At 48.8% G+C, this 18,894-nt stretch carries 13 protein-coding genes; 7 read left to right on the top strand and 6 right to left on the bottom strand.

Annotated elements, in window-relative coordinates; all coding sequences use genetic code 11:
* Positions 1-13 precede the first annotated feature (13 nt).
* Both F566_RS0113615 and F566_RS0113620 read left to right on the top strand, forming a co-directional pair.
* On the top strand, positions 14-760 hold the full coding sequence (locus F566_RS0113615; protein ID WP_020407550.1) for a TIGR01458 family HAD-type hydrolase: 747 nt from the start codon (positions 14-16) through the stop codon (positions 758-760).
* 227 nt (positions 761-987) lie between these two features.
* Positions 988-2,274, top strand: a complete 1,287-nt coding sequence (locus F566_RS0113620; RefSeq protein ID WP_020407551.1) for an endonuclease/exonuclease/phosphatase family protein — start codon at positions 988-990, stop codon at positions 2,272-2,274.
* Between the two features lie 140 nt (positions 2,275-2,414).
* On the opposite strand, the gene F566_RS0113625 is transcribed toward F566_RS0113620, so the two are convergent.
* Positions 2,415-4,646, bottom strand: coding sequence for an NADP-dependent isocitrate dehydrogenase (locus tag F566_RS0113625; protein WP_020407552.1), 2,232 nt, complete (start codon positions 4,644-4,646; stop codon positions 2,415-2,417).
* Between the two features lie 319 nt (positions 4,647-4,965).
* Between F566_RS0113625 and F566_RS0113630 the strand changes: the two genes are divergently transcribed.
* Entirely contained in the window at positions 4,966-5,754 is a 789-nt protein-coding gene (locus F566_RS0113630; RefSeq protein ID WP_020407553.1) for an acyl-CoA thioesterase, read from the top strand.
* 60 nt (positions 5,755-5,814) lie between these two features.
* Here F566_RS0113630 and F566_RS0113635 read toward each other — a convergent pair whose 3' ends face one another.
* Entirely contained in the window at positions 5,815-6,936 is a 1,122-nt protein-coding gene (locus F566_RS0113635; RefSeq protein ID WP_020407554.1) for a PA0069 family radical SAM protein, read from the bottom strand.
* Positions 6,937-7,237: 301 nt separating this feature from the next.
* On the opposite strand from F566_RS0113635, the gene F566_RS0113645 reads away from it, so the two are divergent.
* Both F566_RS0113645 and F566_RS0113650 read left to right on the top strand, forming a co-directional pair.
* A complete protein-coding gene (locus F566_RS0113645) occupies positions 7,238-8,308 on the top strand; it encodes a phospholipase A (protein WP_157496786.1) in 1,071 nt (356 codons plus the stop codon).
* A gap of 251 nt (positions 8,309-8,559) precedes the next feature.
* Positions 8,560-8,802, top strand: coding sequence for a hypothetical protein (locus tag F566_RS0113650; RefSeq protein WP_020407556.1), 243 nt, complete (start codon positions 8,560-8,562; stop codon positions 8,800-8,802).
* Positions 8,803-9,035: 233 nt separating this feature from the next.
* Here the strand turns inward: F566_RS0113650 and F566_RS0113655 are convergent, their stop codons facing one another.
* A complete protein-coding gene (locus F566_RS0113655) occupies positions 9,036-9,323 on the bottom strand; it encodes a hypothetical protein (protein ID WP_020407557.1) in 288 nt (95 codons plus the stop codon).
* 211 nt (positions 9,324-9,534) lie between these two features.
* Here F566_RS0113655 and parC point away from each other — a divergent pair, with 211 nt between their 5' ends.
* Positions 9,535-11,811, top strand: coding sequence for a DNA topoisomerase IV subunit A (gene parC, locus F566_RS0113660; RefSeq protein WP_026179994.1), 2,277 nt, complete (start codon positions 9,535-9,537; stop codon positions 11,809-11,811).
* A 30-nt stretch (positions 11,812-11,841) separates the two neighbouring features.
* Entirely contained in the window at positions 11,842-13,068 is a 1,227-nt protein-coding gene (gene serB / locus F566_RS0113665; protein ID WP_020407559.1) for a phosphoserine phosphatase SerB, read from the top strand.
* A gap of 76 nt (positions 13,069-13,144) precedes the next feature.
* Here serB and F566_RS0113670 read toward each other — a convergent pair whose 3' ends face one another.
* The 3 genes from F566_RS0113670 to epmB form a co-directional block, all read right to left on the bottom strand.
* Positions 13,145-15,232 (bottom strand): EAL domain-containing response regulator, encoded by a 2,088-nt coding sequence (locus F566_RS0113670; protein ID WP_020407560.1) that lies wholly within the window; start codon positions 15,230-15,232, stop codon positions 13,145-13,147.
* A gap of 334 nt (positions 15,233-15,566) precedes the next feature.
* Positions 15,567-17,363: a hypothetical protein gene (locus F566_RS0113675; protein ID WP_020407561.1), complete on the bottom strand. Its 1,797-nt coding sequence runs from the start codon at positions 17,361-17,363 to the stop codon at positions 15,567-15,569.
* Between the two features lie 318 nt (positions 17,364-17,681).
* Positions 17,682-18,785, bottom strand: a complete 1,104-nt coding sequence (gene epmB, locus F566_RS0113680) for an EF-P beta-lysylation protein EpmB (RefSeq protein WP_245555252.1) — start codon at positions 18,783-18,785, stop codon at positions 17,682-17,684.
* Between the last annotated feature and the right edge of the window lie 109 nt (positions 18,786-18,894).

The following is an 18,894-nucleotide window of genomic DNA, read 5'->3' on the forward strand; positions in this document are numbered from 1 at the left end:
GGGAGGAGTATTTATGAGTCTCTCTTGCAAGGCATTGTTGTTGGATCTGAGTAGTGTTCTCTATGAAGGTTCAAACCCTATACCTGGAGCAGCTGAATTTGTGCAGCGAGCTCGTGGCGCGGGGTTGATCTTGAGGTTTGTTACTAACACGGCCAGCCGTTCGGCGTCAGAGGTCGTAAACCTGCTGAAGAGAATGCAGATCCGGATTGAACCTGAAGAGCTGTATACTGCTCCTGTGGCTGCCAAGTGCTATATCCAGAAACAAGGGCTGCGTCCGTATTGTCTTATACATCAAGCCATCAAGTCGGAATTTGAAGATCTGGATCAAGATAATCCGAACTGTGTTTTGCTTGGAGATGCACGTGAGGACCTGAATTACGATAACCTGAATCGAGCTTTTCGTCTTTGTATGCAAGGCGCGACACTCATTGGCATCGGTATGAATCGGTATTTTAAGGATGATGAGGGGCTGATGCTGGATGCAGGAGCTTTTATTCATGGTCTTGAATGGGCGGCCAATATTGAAGCGGTCGTGATGGGTAAACCAGGCAGGGAATTCTTTGATCAGGTTGTCGCAAGTACGGGGTTCTCGGCAGGGGAATGTCTCATGGTGGGTGATGATGTGCTTGGAGATGTGGAAGGGGCTGTCAGAGCGGGGCTTCAGGGTTGTCTGGTAAAGACAGGCAAGTTCAGATCCCAGGATTTAGAGCGATTACCCGAAACAGCTCTTTTGATTGAGAGTGTTGGGGCTTTGCTATAGGTTCAGTGTGTACCATCCACTTTTGGCAATTTGATCTTTCTAAATATACTGACCTTTTCCCTTAATCATCGTTCTGCTTAATTATTAAACTGTCTCTTTATTAATCAACAAACGCCGGTTAGATAGTCCGTTTTATGTCACGTTAGTTTCACCTATTGGTCTCTTTGATGTCATCGTGCAGGGGCAGTCTATATTTGGCATTGAAAAGTTCAAAAAGGATAAAAAATATGAAGGAATGTTTGTTGCGTGGAATCGGGCTGAAGAATATTGGATTGAAGGGTGTCGGGCTGGTTCTTACGCTAGTAATCGTATGTTTCAGCGGTGTAAGTCAGGCTTCAGGTGCCAATAACCAGCATTGGATTGACGAAAACGATACCGTGCGGTTCGCTACATTTAACGCTTCACTTAACCGAAATGGTGAAGGAGAGCTGATAGAGGATCTTACTGACAGCAGTAATACTCAGGCGATGGCAGTCGCTGAAATTATTCAAAGATCCCGCCCGGATATATTGTTGATCAATGAGTTTGATTTTGATGAAACAGGCTCTGCTGTAAGTTTATTTCAGCAGAACTATCTTGAAGTTGGGCAAAATGGAGCCAATCCGATTGAATATCCCTATGTATATTCAGCAGCCATCAACACGGGAATTCCCTCCGGATATGATCTGAATAACGATGGTGTCATAGGCGAAAGTGGGTTCGAACTGGCAAATGATGCTTTTGGATTTGGTACCTTCGCCGGCCAGTACGGCATGGTGGTTTACTCCCGTTACCCGATTCTGGGATGGCATGTCAGAACATTTCAGAAATTCCTCTGGAAAAACATGCCTGGGGCCTTGCTGCCTGACAACTCTGAAACGCCCGAGCCTCACGACTGGTTCACTCAGGAAGAGCTAGAGGTCGTCAGGCTCTCATCAAAGAGTCATTGGGATCTTCCTGTTCTGGTATCAGGCCGAATTGTACATGTCCTGGTAAGTCATCCGACGCCGCCGGTATTTGATGGTCCGGAAGACAGAAACGGAACCCGGAACCACGATGAAATCAGATTCTGGGCGGACTACATTCAAGGTGGACATCAGAGCCTTTACATTCGCGATGATCAGGGGCGTCGGGGTGGACTGTCCAAACGTTCCCGGTTTGTCATTATGGGGGACATGAACGCCGACCCGTTTGATGGAGACGCGACCGGTAATCCTGCTGCTTTGTTGTTGGATCACCCTCGGGTAAATAACCATAGAACACCTGTAAGCCTTGGCTCTGCTGAAGCAGCCTTTTCTCAGGGAGAGGCAAATGAGTTGCAGGTAGGAAATCGGGCTCAGGACACGGCTGATTTTTTTGATGGTGATCCTGGTAACCTTCGCGTGGACTATGTGCTGCCATCAGCCAATATGCAAATTGTTGATTCCGCAGTGTTCTGGCCGGACAGTGAAAGTGAGCTGTATCGGCTGACCGGTGCTGGTGGTAGTGCCAGTTCAGACCACAGGCTGGTCTGGGTGGATGTTAAGGTAAGGTAGAATTCTTAGCGGTTGAAGTGGTCAACAAAAGTCGCCCATAAAAAAGGCCTCGAAGTTACCTTCGAGGCCTTTGTGTATCCGGATCCGAAGCTTTCGGATTCAGAGCCTGCTGCTGAATATCAGTGAGCAGGCAATGAATATCAGGACAAGCTCTCCAGAATGGAGTTGAAGGTGCTGCTTGGACGCATAGCGTTGCTTGCCTTATCGAAAGCCGGGTGATAGTAACCGCCCATTTCGACTGACTGTCCTTGAGAGCCATTCAGCTCAGCAACAATCTTCTCTTCGTTCTCTGCCAGAGTTTTGGCCAATGGTGCAAACTTGGCCGCCAGTTCGGGGTCCTTGGTTTGTTCCGCCAGTGCCTGTGCCCAGTACATGGACAGGTAGAAGTGGCTGCCGCGGTTGTCGATTTCACCCACTTTGCGTGAAGGTGACTTATCGTTTTCCAACAGCATACCAGTTGCCTTATCCAGGGTTTCACCCAGGACTTTGGCCCGCTCGTTATCGTTCTTGATACCCAGATCTTCCAGAGATACTGCAATTGCCAGGAACTCGCCCAGGGAATCCCAACGGAGATGGTTCTCTTCAACAAATTGTTGAACATGCTTGGGAGCAGAACCACCGGCACCTGTTTCGAACAGACCACCGCCTGCCATCAAAGGTACGATGGACAGCATTTTGGCGCTGGTGCCCAGCTCAAGAATTGGGAACAGATCAGTGAGGTAGTCACGCAGAACATTACCGGTCACTGAGATGGTGTTCTGGCCGCGGATCAGACGCTCCATGGTATAGCGGATCGCTGTATCCGGAGACATGATCTGGATGTCCAGGCCTTCGGTGTCATGATCCTGCAGGTAGCGTTTAACCTTCTTGATCATCTGCGCATCATGAGCGCGCTCCTGATCAAGCCAGAAAATGGCTGGCCAGCCGGTCAGGCGTGCACGGGTGACTGCCAGTTTGACCCAGTCCTGGATAGGCAGATCTTTGGTCTGACACATACGCCAGATGTCACCTTTCTCAACATTGTGCTCAAGCAGGACATTCCCGTCCTCATCAACCACACGCATGATTCCGTCATCATGCAGTTCGAAAGTCTTGTCGTGAGAGCCGTATTCCTCAGCTTGTTGAGCCATCAGACCAACGTTGGCCACAGTACCCATGGTTCTTGGGTCAAAGGCATCGTGGTGCTTACAGAAGTTGATCACTTCCTGGTAGATAGTCGCGTAGGTACTTTCGGGGATGACTGCCTTGGTATCTTTCAGCTTACCGTCTGAGCCCCACATTTTTCCGCCTACCCGGATCATCGCCGGCATGGAGGCGTCGACAATTACGTCGCTGGGAACGTGCAGGTTGGAAATGCCTTTATCTGAATCCACCATCGCAATTTCCGGACGGTTCTGATAGCAGGCCCGGATGTCAGATTCGATTTCCATCCGCTTGGACAATGGCAGTGTTTCGATTTTCTGGTGAACATTGCTCAAGCCATTGTTCGGGTTAACGCCAATTTCTTTGAACAGTTCGCCGTGCTTTTCAAATACATCTTTGAAGTAAACCGTAACCGCGTGGCCGAATACGATGGGGTGAGAAACCTTCATCATGGTGGCTTTGACGTGCAGAGAGAATAGCAGGCCAGCTCGTCTGGCACCTTCCATTTCCTCTTCAAGGAATTTGCGCAGGTGCTTGACGCTCATGAACATGCCGTCAATGACTTCATCTTTCAGCAAATGAGTTTTCTCTTTCATGACCTTGACCTGGCCATCTTTGCTGACAAACTCGATGCGAACATTGCCTTCTTTTTCCACTACGGTGGATTTCTCACCGTGGTAGAAATCGTTATCCCACATATGAGCAACGTGAGTGCGGGATGCCTGGCTCCATTTACCCATGGAATGAGGATGCTTGCGAGCATACTCCTTAACGGAAGGAGGGGCTCGGCGATCAGAGTTGCCCTGGCGAAGCACCGGGTTTACCGCGCTGCCCAGAACTTTGGAGTAACGAGCTCGGATTGCTTTCTCTTCATCTGTCTGAGGCTCATCCGGAAATTCCGGAATATCGTAGCCTTGATCTTTCAACTCTTTGATAGCGGCTTTCAGCTGTGGAATCGACGCGCTGATATTGGGAAGCTTGATAATATTGGCTTCCGGACGCAGAGTCAGCTCACCCAGGTCTGCCAGGGCATCAGGAACTTTTTGTTCCTCGGTCAGATTCTCTGGAAAGTTTGCCAGAATCCTTGCTGCCAAAGATATGTCGCTGGTTTCGACTTCAATATCTGCCGCGGCAGTAAAAGATTGTATGATGGGGAGAAGAGAGTAAGTGGCTAGAGCTGGAGCTTCGTCGGTTATGGTGTAAATAATTTTAGATTTTGTTTCAGTCATGATTTTCCCTACGTGGTTGCGGCAGGATCAACAACGGTGCCCTTGTAAGGCGCTCGCGATCATTTTCTTCTATCGCTGATAATTAAACTGCTATGGGTAAATAACAGTTACAACGAGTCGACAACGATTTTTGTAGTTGGAGATTATATACGGAATTTTAACCGAAGATGACCTTAAATAGAGTAGTACTTTAGTAATTGTTTCGTAATAAATCTACGTTTTGGGTGTTTTCTGCCCAATATCGGCGAAGTAGGCTGCTTGATCTTTTATGTTTTAGCTGTAAACATTGGTTAACTTACACATTGTCAGGTCGATTTTTATGCTGTTTTCAGATGCAATTGGACAAATAAAAGAACCCAACATACTTATTGATGTACCTGAAGGCTGGGGGCAGGGGCGGGCAACTTTTGGTGGTCTGGTGGTGGCCATGGTTTTTCAGGCCATGCGATTACAGGCGGGTGAAGATAAGCCGGTACGAAATCTGGCGATCAATTTTATCGGCCCTATAGAGCCAGGCCCACTTTCCATTGGCACCGATGTGCTGCGAGAAGGGAAGGCGGTATCTGTCGTGGAAGGGCGTGGTATCCAGAACGGTCAGGTCAAGGTTTTGGTGACAGGGGCTTTCGGTTCAGCAAGAGAGTCTGTTATTAACGCCGAAGGTGCTGAAATACCTTACGCCAAAGCTCCTGAAGACTGTCAGGAACTGCCTTTTATCAAAGGAGTTACGCCTGATTTTACTGAGCATTTTCTTTTTCAGTATGCCTATGGAGGATTGCCGTTTTCAGGTGTGCGCTCGCGTGAAATGGGAGGATGGATCTCATACAGGGAAGCCATGCCGGCAATAACTGAAGCCGAAATATTAGGGCTGGTGGATGCCTGGCCGCCAGCAACCCTTCCCTGGGTTGATAAGCCTGTGCCTGCCAGTACCCTGACCTGGACCATTCAGTTTGTGCACCCATTGCCCAGAATTGATGTGTTGGAAAAATGCCTATATCAGGCCTATGTTGAAACGGCGGGAGATGGTTACGGTTACACGCACTCCAAGCTGTGGAATTCAAAAGGTGAGTTGATAACTCTTAGCCAACAGACTGTTACTGTATACGCCTGAAACATCGGAGACTTCTTCGAACCCTTAACATGAAAGTTACATCTCAACAGGCCGATGATATTACTCTGAGAATAAATCGATCTGCTTGCTTTCTTTTGGGGGCGTAAACAAGTCTGTTCGTAGTTGTGCCTCTCTTTTGTGGTTGAGTCCAAATCGTTGGCATGCGAGGTTGAAACGCTGGTTTATCATACGGGCATATATACCGGTCCCAGTCTGTCGAACACCGAATTCGGACCGGTACAACTCGCCGTCATGACATTGTTCCAATAAATGCAGAACTTTGTGTTTCCTGTCGGGGTAGTACTCAGTAAGCCAGTCATCAAAGATTGTTTTCAGCTGCAGAGGGAGCCTCAACAGAACATAGTGCATGTTACCGGCTCCGGCGGCAGCACATTGCTCAATGACTTTTTCGATTTCCATATCGTTAATCGCTGGTATGATGGGCGCCATGAGAACGCCGACAGGTACTCCGGCCAAAGCTAACGTCTCAATCACTCTTAGGCGTGTTTGGGGGGCCGCGGCTCTGGGTTCCAGTGAATTCTTCAACTCAGGTGACAGGCTGGTGACACTGATCATGACTTTGACAAGATTATGTCTTGCCAGGGCTTTCAGCAGATCGATATCCCGGAGTATCAGGCTTCCCTTGGTCACAATGGTTACCGGATGCCGATATTCAAGAAGGCATTCCAGTATTTTCCGTGTGAGACCCTGTTGCCGTTCGATCTGCTGATACGGATCGGTATTGGCCCCTATATTAAGCGGCTCACACTTATAGCCGGGGCGGCTGAGAAACTTTTCCAGCTGACTTACGGCATTGGATTTGTAATGGATCTTGGTTTCAAAATCGAGCCCAAGAGATAGATCCAGGTATTCATGGGTAGGGCGGGCGTAGCAATATACGCAGCCGTGTTCACATCCCTGGTAGGGATTGATGGAAAGATTAAAGTGGAGGTCAGGTGAATTGTTACGGGAGACGATAGAACGGCACTGTTGTTCAATATATTCCGTATGCAACGTTCTGACTGAAGAGATCTCATCAAGAGAGAGGAGCGTTTCAGAGGGCCTGCTTCCGGTTCTGGCAATGATGGACAGCCCTGCCTCGGGTTGTGAGGTGAGACGGGAAAAACGGTTGTCAGGATTTGAAAGAGTTCCTCTGCTTTTCGCTTTCAATAGATCAACCATGATTGCCTCCTCACTTCAAATACTGTTTAAATATACAGTTAATAAAGGTGCTCTTTTTCAAGCTTGGTTGTCCATGAAAAAATTTATCCAAAATAAAGTTGAAATAGAGGTCATCGGAAGGAACGCTAATTGTTGTCAGTGTTTTGTAAAGAGAGCATTAAGCTGAATCTGTTCCTGTCCGGATGCTGAATAGCTGTGATGAGTATCATGACGGGTCAAAAATATTATCGGCAGTTTTTAGCCTGCCGGTGAGAAAGTGTGAGGGTTCGATAGATTGATGGATCCCAGGTTAGAGGAATTTATGCAAAAACTCAGGAGTGTTGTAAAGGAAATAACCAGCGGGCTGATGATCCTGTCAGTATTTTCTGTCAATTGCCTTGCAGAGAGTCATACCCCGGAAGTACAACTTTCCGACTGCCAGGAGATAAAGGAAACCTCGGAGAGGCTGGCGTGTTATGACCGTTTTGCCGAAAGATGGAGTGGCGCTAAAGGTCGGACGGACACCTCAGATGGGAGTGGTGAAGGTATAGAAGGTTTTGAGGACGAGATGTCTTCCAATGATGAGGGGGCGTTGGACCGTCGTTTGAGTTTTGAGCAATCGATTGGTGATAACAGCTTCGTCATTATTCCTCATCATCCGAACTATATTCTGCTCTATACCTATAATCATAATCCCAATCTTGACCCTTATTCACCAACGCAGGAGAGGGTGGATGGTTTTAAGGACCTGGACAGATCGGAAGCCAAATTCCAGATCAGTTTTAAAGTTCAGCTTGCCCGCAATCTCATGCCGGAGAGAACCAGCTTATGGTTTGCCTATACTCAGCGTTCCTATTGGCAGGTTTATAATCAGGAAAAATCTGCGCCGTTTCGTGAAAGTAATTACGAACCGGAATTGATGCTGCTTTATAAAGAGCCGCTGAGCATTTTTGGCTTTTCTTCCGAGTACTATGCTGTTGGTATCAATCACCAGTCAAATGGGCGTTCAGATCCGCTGTCCAGAAGTTGGAACAGAGTATTTGCCGGCATGATCTTCAGTAAGGGCAACCTGACTTTGTCGGCCCGTCCCTGGTGGCGGCTACCTGAAGATGAAAGTAAGGACGATAACCCGGATATTGAACGTTATCTCGGATACAGTGAATTCGGGGTAACTTATAAGCGTGAGAATGAAGAGGCGATATATAACCTTCGCCTGTTCAATAATTTTCGCAGTGATAATAAGACGTCGTTTGAGCTCTCCTATAGTTTTCCTCTGGGCGGTCGGTTGAAAGGTTACATTCAGTATTACAACGGTTACGGAGAAAGCCTGATTGATTACAACCACCGCACCAAACGTATCGGAATCGGCATTCTGCTGACCGACTGGTATTAGTCCGGCTTTGTTGTAAAAGCTCTCGCCAAGGAATTTATTGAGGGTGGGAGACAGATTTTCCCTGTTTTCATGAAAGCAAATGGGAACAGGGATTAACAAAAATGGTTATTGGCTTGGGCGTATTGATAATTTTTTTCATTTGCACAAATTAGCGTAACAAAAGGCTACCGAGTAGACACAGCGTTTTGTGGGCGAGTTGGTAGACTGTGAGTGTTTATCATATACAACTGATGACAGGACACTCAGGAAAGATGCGTGACGCTGTAGCCACTCTTCCATTACTCGACCTAGGATTCAAAACGCTGCTTACAGCGCTTTTGGTAACCTGCATGCTGGTCGGTATGGTTTACTCCCTGCGCGCACACGAGTCGGGCCAAAGCATATTTGCTGTGGCTAAACCTGTTGACCATCGCCTCACATTACCCTTCAAGCCCTTGCCCCCGGAACAAATGACAGTTGAGTTTATTCCAGGCAACGGCCAGCCCCAGAGCTGATAACAGTCAGATCCTTCTGAGACCCTCAGGATACTTCAATTTACGGGCAATATTTTTAAATGATCAAGGAGCCAGAGCTAGGCAATCGAGGGGCCAGGAATAGAGCTGGCATGACATCCGGCGATTTTAATGGAATATGTGTCGGCACGTGGTAGTTCTTATTTGGGTGCCGGCACTTGATTATGGAAGGATAAACAACAATTCCCTTTCCAGGTTTCCTATTCGGCCTTATCCTATGCCTTTTCCTGGCTGTGAACACCTGTCAGCTTGGCTGGGTTGTTCTCTTTGGTTTTGTATGATGAAGTCCTTTTTCTCCTTTTGGCTTTTCTTCCCAGGTAGGCAGTAAGCGCTAAAACCAAACCTGCCAGGAAGAAATACGGGGCACCACTCCAATTGCCCGATAACAAATAATCCACTGCGATCATCAGGGCACATGCACTAATGCCCATGGGAACTACGCGGGAGGTTGATACTGAGTGATCTGCCTGCTCAGTGCCCGCTTCGGATTCAACGACGTACAAGTGCTTCGAGCCCTCCTGTAGCCTCTTGGATTGGGTGCGATCTTACGGATCACGGAAAAGCAGTAAAATGCGTACATCTGCTTACCGGGACTTTATCTTGAGGGCATCCTTGCGTAGAGTACGGTTGTCGCCAGGCGTGGGGTGCAGGCTCCGTACTGGTTGAGGTTGTTTCTCACAACTTAATAAACGTATAAGAGATTTCCTGAAATATATGAGCACAATGTTTGACGAGGGTATCGAGCGCCTTCCTTTGAAGGAGTATACGGAAAAAGCCTATCTCGATTATTCGATGTACGTCATCCTTGACCGGGCGTTGCCACACATCGGGGATGGACTCAAGCCTGTGCAGAGGCGAATTGTATACGCCATGTCTGAGTTGGGGCTGAATGCTGCGGCCAAGCACAAGAAGTCTGCGCGGACAGTGGGTGATGTTTTGGGTAAATTCCACCCTCATGGGGACAGCGCCTGTTATGAAGCCATGGTGTTGATGGCCCAGCCCTTTTCCTATCGCTATCCTCTGGTAGATGGACAGGGCAACTGGGGCTCGGCAGATGACCCCAAATCCTTCGCGGCGATGCGTTACACAGAGTCCCGATTGGCAAAATATTCAGAAGTCCTGCTGAAAGAGGTCAGTCAGGGGACGGTTGATTGGGTTACGAACTTCGATGGCAGTCTGGATGAACCGTCTGTCTTGCCGGCACGATTACCTAATCTTCTGCTGAACGGCACGACCGGGATTGCGGTGGGTATGGCCACGGATATACCTCCCCACAACCTCAGAGAGGTGGCAGAGGCTTGCATACATTTGCTCGATCATCCTTCTGCAACGGTTCAGGATTTGGCCACTTTTGTCCCTGCGCCGGATTTTCCTACCGGTGGTGAAATTGTCACCAGCACTGAAGATCTGCTGAAAATGTACGAATCCGGCCGTGGATCAGTCAAGATGCGGGCCAAGTATATCAGTGAAGGGCAGGATATTGTCGTCACTGAGTTGCCCCATCAGGTATCCGGCGCCCGAGTGCTGGAACAGATCGCCCAGCAGATGCAAGCCAAAAAGCTTCCCATGGTGGCTGACTTGCGCGATGAGTCTGACCATGAAAATCCAACTCGCCTGGTTATTGTTCCGCGTTCAAACCGGGTTGACGCAGAATCTTTAATGGCTCACTTGTTTGCGACCACAGACCTTGAGAAAAACTACAGGGTCAATCTGAATGTCATCGGACTGGATGGCCGCCCGGCTGTCAAAGATTTGCGTACATTACTCAAAGAATGGCTGACATTCCGCACTGAAACAATCCGGCGACGTCTGCAACACCGTTTGCAAAAGGTCTTGGACCGGTTGCATATCTTGGACGGTTTGCTGATCGCATTTCTGAATATTGACGAAGTAATTCATATTATCCGGACAGAAGACAAACCCAAGCCGGCGCTGATGGAGCGCTTTGGATTGTCTGAAGTACAGGCTGATTGGGTGCTGGATACCCGATTGCGTCAGTTAGCTCGCCTTGAAGAGATGAAAATCAAGGCCGAGCAGGAAGAGCTGGAGAAAGAGCGTAAAAGTCTCGAGTCAATTCTTGGATCAGAAGCCAGACTGCGTAAAAAAGTAAAACTGGAAATCAAGGAAGACATGGAAACCTTTGGGGACGAGCGTCGCTCTCCATTGGTAGAGGCTCAGGAAGCCCAGGCCTTTAGTGAAGTTGAATTGATTGCTTCGGAACCCGTCACGGTTGTGCTTTCGGAAAAAGGTTGGGTCCGTTCCGCAAAAGGGCATGATATTGATCCCGTGGGGCTTAACTATAAGTCCGGTGATAAGTTCAGGGCGGCTGCGCTTGGGCGCAGTAACCAGAATGCGATTTTCCTCGACAGTACCGGTCGCTCATATAGTTTGCCAGCGCACACGCTGCCGTCCGCCCGGGGACAGGGCGAGCCGATTACCGGACGAGTTAACCCACCGTCAGGCGCCGGTATGCTGCATGTGTTGATGGGCGATGATAAAGCCAAAGTGCTACTGGCTTCTGATGCCGGATATGGTTTCGTGGCCACTGTTGAAGACATGCAATCTAAAAACCGGGCTGGTAAAGCGTTAATCTCCCTGCCCAAAGGAGGAGAGGTGATGGCTCCTCAGTTGCTTGGAAAGCGCTCTAACCCGCATCTTGTGGCAGTCTCCAATGAGGGACGGATGCTGGTATTTCCTATCAGCGAACTGCCCGAGCTTGCCAAGGGCAAAGGCAATAAAATCATCAGCATTCCGTCTGCCAGACTGCAGGCGCGTGAGGAATGGATGGCTCATATGGCGATTGTGGGAGAAGAAGAGAGTCTGGTGATTCATGCGGGCAAACGCTTCCTGAAGTTAAGTGCTTCAGATCTGGCTCATTATATTGGGGAGCGTGGTCGTCGGGGTCATAAACTGCCCCGCGGGCTGCAGAGAGTAGACCGACTGGAAGTCTTGACGGACGCAAAACCGGCTGACGAAAACTCAGCGGACTGACGTAGTACTGTGTAGACAGGTATCTGACGAGTGAATGAAATACTATTGATCAATGTGTCCGGGGTGGATAAACCCGGACTGACATCATCCATAACCCACATTATGGCGGAATATGGATTGGTCATTCTGGATATCGGGCAGGCGGTCATCCACGACCATCTGACCTGGGGAATTCTGGTACAGATTCCGGCATCTCAGGAATCAGCGCCGGTTTTGAAAGATTTATTATTCAGAATGCATGAGCTGAATCTGCAGGTGCAGTTCACGCCGGTGACTGATGAAGAATATATGGAATGGGTGAGTGGAAAAGGCAAGGATCGCTATATTGTCACTCTGCTTTCCAGGGAAATTACTGCCGAACAGATTGCCACAGTGTCCGGCATTACGGCGGCCAGCGGTTTGAATATCGACAATATTACCCGGCTCTCCAGTCGCTTGTCTCTATATGAGGATCGTTCTCAGGCACAAGCCTGTGTTGAGTTCTCGGTGCGTGGAAATCCAAGTGATCTCAACGAACTGAAGAAAGAATTCCTGCAGGTGGCTAACGAACTCGCGGTGGATATTGCTTTCCAGAAAGATGATATTTTCCGTCGTAACCGAAGGTTGGTTGTGTTCGATATGGATTCCACTCTGATTGAAGCCGAAGTGATTGATGAGTTGGCCAAAGAAGCGGGTGTTGGGGATCAGGTGTCAGAGATTACCGAAAGCGCTATGCGTGGCGAGCTGGACTTCTCACAGAGCTTTAAAAAGAGAGTGGGGCTGCTAAAAGGGTTGCCGGAATCTGTACTGGAAAACGTCTGTCAGCGCCTGGTATTGACCGAGGGGGCTGAGAAGCTCATCAGTACTCTACGCAAGCTGGGCTATAAGACAGCCATTTTGTCTGGAGGCTTCACCTATTTTGCCAAGTATCTGCAAAATAAACTGGGTATTGATTACATCTATGCCAACGAACTGGATATTAAAGACGGAGCCGTAACAGGGGAAGTCACCGGCAGAGTAGTGGATGGTGCCCGTAAGGCTGAACTTCTCCATGAAATTGCTGAGCGCGAAGGGGTGCAGTTGCAGCAGGTTATTGCTGTCGGAGACGGGGCTAACGATCTACCTATGCTCAGCGTCGCTGGGCTGGGTGTGGCATTCCGCGCCAAGCCATTGGTCAAGGAGTCTGCCAGACACTCTATTTCTACTTTGGGGCTGGACAGTATTCTGTATTTATTAGGCTTCAGGGACAGCGATACGGCTTTGCTGGAAGAGTTATAAAGTGCTGAAGTTCCAAGCTATATAAAAAAAGGACGACATATCTGTCGTCCTTTTTTTTGGAGGGGACAGGAGAGAGTTACTCTCCCTCGCTGAAGTCGTAGTTCATTTCAGTCGTCGGCTCTTGCAGATAGTAACCCTGGATATAGTTGACCCCTGCCTGCCATAGGGTTGACAGTACAGATGCATTCTCCACAAAGGGAACAATCGTCAATTTCTCCGCTTCCTGAAGTCGCTGAATGATCTCCTTCACATGTGCCCGGGCCTTTTCGTCTTTCTGAATTTCTTCAGTGTAAGACCCGTCCAGTTTCACATAGTCTGCGTTTATGTGTTTGAAGGTGTTGAAAGGGTTCAAGGCACAACCGAATTGATTGATGGATATTTTGCAGCCGAGTTTCTGCAACCCTTCGGTGAATTCTTTGGCCTGCTTCAGATATTCGATTCCATCGCTTTCCTTGATCTGGAAGATCAGGGAGTTTCCTGGCAATTTGGCGGCTTTCAGTGCAACACCAAGCCATTCAACAAAGCTTTTGTCCACAATGGTATGAGGGGTGATATTGAGAAACAGTCTTGAGTCGTGTCCCTTGGAGCGATGAGAGCTAAGGCTCTTGATATTCTGCAGAATGACCCAGCGATCCAGTTTTGTGGAAAGTTCCGCACTTGAGTCAATCGGCAGGAATTTAGACGGGCTGATTTCTTCCTGTTTCTCGTTGATCATTCGAAGGAAGGCTTCGTAGTGCTCTTCCCCTTCACCACGAAGGCCTATAATCGGCTGGAACAGCAGCTTGAATCGATTGTTATCCAGTGCTGTCTGTAGGGTTGCCATCAAGTCTTCGCTACTGGCGTCACCCTCAAAATCGACAGTGTTATAGACATACACACCATTGCCTTTTTCCGAGCCTTTCAGTGTATTTACATGTGAGCAGGCTCTGTGGGCTCGCGTCATCAGGTCATTGGCGGCTGGCGCGTTCTCGTTGATTCTGGCAATACCAATACTGGCGGTGATTTGAGCCGTTTTGTCACCAACCTCAAACAGATTTTCTGCAATCTGGTGGCATAAATCCTTGGCAAACTTTTCCGCTGCCTTGGTGTCAGACATCATGCTGATGATGCCAAAGGTTTCATCTCCCAGCCGCGCAATGGCGTAATCCTCAGGGCAGACTTTGCGCAGCATGGAAGCCACGTCGGCCAGGATGGTATCAGCACCGGCAATGCCATATTCGGCTCGGGCATTACTGAAGTCATCCAGTTCGAGATAGAGTAGATTGGCCTGAACTTCACGGTTGAGCGCTTTTTCAACAATGTTGTCCAGGTGTTCCATAAAATGAATCTTGTTGTACAGACCGGTGAGCAGATCTTCGCTGCTGAATTTTCTCAGCTTTTCTTCGAGCTCTGAATCAACTTCAGGTCTGACAATCAACTGTGTGCAGGCTTCACCATCATAGGTGGCCTGAGAGAACGATATGACGACATCCGTCTCCGTACCGTCCTCTTTCTGAATCGTGCAGGTCAGTTCGTTGCCCGAGGAACTCCCTTCGTTCATACGCTTCATGAAGCTCTTGAACTTTTCTTTACTGTTGCCGGCAACGGTGTCCATGACAGGGATACACATCAGGTCATCGATGTCTTCATAACCGAAAAGATCCAGATATGCTTTGTTTGAGAATACATGCATACCTTCATTGATATACGCAATCGCATCCATGGAGCTTTCCAGCAGAATATTACAGCGTTTTTCTGCTTCCCTGAGGTAGACTTCCATATTACGGCGTTTGCGTCTTTCTTCCAGATCCCCCAACTCTCTCTTTACAGCGAGCATTAATCTGGAAAGTGAGTCTGCCGGAAGAACATCCCGGGCACCTTGTTTGAGCGCGCCAATCGCCGTTTCTTCGTCAAAGTTTTCTAACAGGACAATAAAGGGGATATCCTTCTCCTGCTGTTTAATTTGCTCAAGACAGGCGGCATAAGTCACTTCACCATCTGATTCGCGTGAGATGAACAGGTCCCATACCTGCTCCGCCAGAGACTCGTCCAGGTCTTCCAGGCTGGTAACGCGGTGCGCTCTGGTTGCCTTTCCTGCATTGCGCATGAGGCTGACCACTTTCTCTGCGTCATTTTGCGAAGAGTCCAGAAGCAGCAAATGTACGGTTTGATTTTTTTTCTGCATGTAATCAGGCTAACTTAATTCGATATAGAGTTGCTGCATGTTGATGACCTGTAAAAGAAAACGCAACAACAGTATGTCCATTTCGGTAAACAACTTTTTTATTCTAGGAGTCGCCGGCCATTCTCACAAGACGATTAATGGACTTTGTGCAGATTCATTGCGATTTCGTTCAAATAGCGACCATCGTCACCGGTCCTGATTGAAAAATTCAAGTTTTCTCAGGGAAAGGTGACTAATTATTCCGCTCTGACAACTGTTCGCGGTGATTCATGTAACTTGTGATGTTTGGGGCTGGCGAAGGTGGGTTCGCAGCCCCGGTTCTTGGTTAGCTTGGCTAGAGAGTGGGCCAAAGTGAATCAAAATCGTCTTCACTCGCCTTACTTGCCTTCACTTCGGATTGAGCCTGCTGCATAGCCTGACTGAGGAACTTGATTTCAAACTGACTGAAGCTTCCTGTAGAGGATACCCGACGGCTAAGCTGGACTTTTGATTCCCTTCCCTTTTTATTCAGGACGACCTTGTGGCCGACCTGGAAGGGCAGGCGGGGCGTAATGAGTGTTGCAGGCTGGCCGATGGAAGGTAGCTCGGGCAAGAGCAAGCCGCGTAAGAACTCACTGCTGTCACCGGTCTTTTGTGTCAACTGCACACCACATGGCTTGGCGTTGGGGGCGAGGAGTTCTACTCCGAATTGTGTGCCGTGCTGTTTTACTTGGCGAATCCAGCGAATGACGCCAATACTCCAGGGCTGATTCTCTTCTTCTCTTAGTCCCAGAAGTTCCCCGGCCTGGACATTACCTGGAACATCGCCTGACCATTGGATGCAATAGCCACCCGGACTGGTATTGATCAGAGGAACAATGTGTTGGGAGTAGTTGCGTTTGGTGTCGCTACTTGCGCCACCAGAGGCTCCGGTGAAGCTTATAGGTGTCATTTCGGCACTGGTACGATTGATTCCGGATGGGCCGGAATCAAATGAGGAGGACCAGATATCCGACGTCTGCGCCCGGTGCAGATAGTAATTGGCATCGTGCTCTTCCCCATCTTGCCGCATCAGGAGGGCATTAAAGTCCACATTACCTGCACAGAAATAGTGGGTGGACGACAATCCGACCGTCAGGAATATCCTGCCGTTGGTGGATAGGCGTTTAAATGTGCGTTTGGTCAGGATGCCGAGCGCTTTGCTGAGAGACCCAAGAACATTGTCGGCCACCCGCACCGGCATATCCAGAATGTCATCAGGTGCGCGCTTATGCTGGTTCAGATAAGCGATGTAATCTGTGAGTTTGTCCACCAGTTCGGCAGTATCGAAACCCATGCCGTCAGCAACTGGAGGCCCCGAGTGCAGCGCACGATAGTAGGGAGGGCTGTCGCTATGGGGATTTATCAGGAAAAGTCCTGCACTTTCGCCATAGGCCAGATGAGTGTGTTCTGCCAAGGCGTCAAAAGCCTCATATACCACTGAAATATCGTTCTGGCGCATTTGGTTGGGCTTGCTGCACCCTAAAAGCACGATTCGTTTATAGGTATGCTCAATGCTGGTCTCGTCGTTACACGACAGCTCTTTATCCTTGACCTTGGTATGCTCGATACCATGCTCATGGGCAAAGTTATACAACTGGTGAATTTCCAGCCATACGTTGGGAGGGCTCTGACAATAGAGTTGGTATGAGCGAACCACACACCGGGCCAGGTCGGAGATAGCGCGATGGCAGGCAGGAGCCAGGTTTTTGATGGCTTTATCGCTGGCTCCCTGATTTAACTGATCGTGGATAACCGATTTATAGCCGTTGGCCAGGTGAAGCTGCAGAGCCTGGGCCAGATTGGCTATCTTGCGCTGCTTTTCCGGGAGCACAATGGAGTGATTGAGAAAGTGTTTGGAAAGCTCTTTGCACACGTAATACACAGGGCTACGTAGAATTTCCACCAGTTGATAGCGGACGCTGGGCGCTAGTATCAACTGATTCAGTTCCATTACCGCATGATATAAGCGCTTGGCAGTTTCCCCGATATTTGCCATCGGAAGGTTACTTACCCACTGCTCCATTTGTTTGGGATTCGCCTCACAGAAGGAAAGACTGGTTAACTTCTGCTCAGGAACAGTTATTTGAAGTGCTGAACTAGTTTCGTCCATGCATCACGACCATTTTGTGCTCATTTAATTTTTGTATGCTTCTTGACCTTGGTATCCGGCCAATCAGAGTGTAGTGAGATGTCATTTCATACTCTAACTAAAGCGCCATTTTGATGAAGCATTCGTCATAGCTAGAGTATTCAATGTAACCTCGACACATTCTCACGAACCTTTTCTAATCTCACCTTAAATTAAGTTCTTAGTAGTTAGAATAGCAAATAATCCGCAAACCGTTGGATTCTGCTGAAATTTCCCATGTTCTTACATAGTTTTACAGAATTGCTTACATTTTGTAACTGCGGCGCTCAAAATCATTGCTCAGGCCCAGACAGGTGACTTGGATTTTTCCCCTGGAATTTCCTGTACCAGCCGTGGCACCAGGTAACCGGGTAATCGACTCCGCAGGTCCTGCATTATCTGATCAATTGTGTGGGATTGGGTGTCAAAGTGAGCTGCGCCAGTGACTTTGTCCAACAGGTGCAGGTAATACGGAAGTACTCTGTGCTGGAACAGGGTTTCGCTGAGTTCTGCCAATGTATTCCCATTGTCATTAATGCCTCGTAGCAGTACTGCCTGGTTGAAGAGTGCGTCAGCGTGCCTGGAAAGTTGCTCCAGGGCATCACCGGTAAGCGGGTCAATTTCACGTGGGTGATTGCTGTGTATCACGATGACGGTCTTAAGAGGCGTTTCTGACAGGAGTTGCAGAAGTCCTTCGGTTACCCGTGTTGGTAATACCACTGGTAGCCGGGTGTGAATACGCAGAGTTCTGACATGGGGGGTGCTTTCTACCACCGACAGCAGTTTCCCGAGGTGGCTGTCGGTTAACATCAAAGGATCTCCACCGCTGAGGATGATTTCTGAAATAGATGGATCTCGTGAGATGATCTGCAGACTTTCTTCCCAGTCCGACAGACTCTGTCGATGATCCTGATAGGGAAAATGCCTGCGGAAACAGTACCGGCAATGTATGGCACAGGCTCCCGTCGTTACCAGTAAAGCCCGACCATGGTACTTGTGCAGGATACCCTGAGTGGCCTGAAACTGGCTTTCTGCCAGTGGATCGCTGGAATAACCTTCTGTCATCAGACCTTCAGCGTCCAGTGGCAATACCTGTTGCAACAAGGGGTCTCTCAAGTTGCCTTTTTCAATCCTGTCTGCGTAGTGTCTGGTCACTCTGACAGGGAATTGCTTTTCTCCTGCAGCTGCCTGTTTTGCCAGGCTTACCGGGAGATCTAGATATTTGACCAGTTCGTCTGCGGATCGGATCATTTGTGCCAGATCCTGTTGCCAGGAGTCCTTCAAAGGTGCGGATGAATGGACCTTGCTTGCCTGCTCCGCGTCTGAGCAGATCAGCGTGGTCGGATTCAATGTCTTAGAAGGCGAAGCTTCAAATGAAGGGTGGTTTCGAGCTATGATTGCCAAATTTATTTTCCAACTAATTTCGTTAACTGGTGGTCTGCGGCCGGATATCCGGAAGATTACCAGCGTTTTTTTGTAGGCTTCGCTGATGGTCAGTGGGGCCTTTTTGCAG

Origin of the sequence: Hahella ganghwensis DSM 17046 (genome assembly GCF_000376785.1) — a bacterium.
GTDB classification, from domain to species: Bacteria; Pseudomonadota; Gammaproteobacteria; order Pseudomonadales; family Oleiphilaceae; genus Hahella; species Hahella ganghwensis.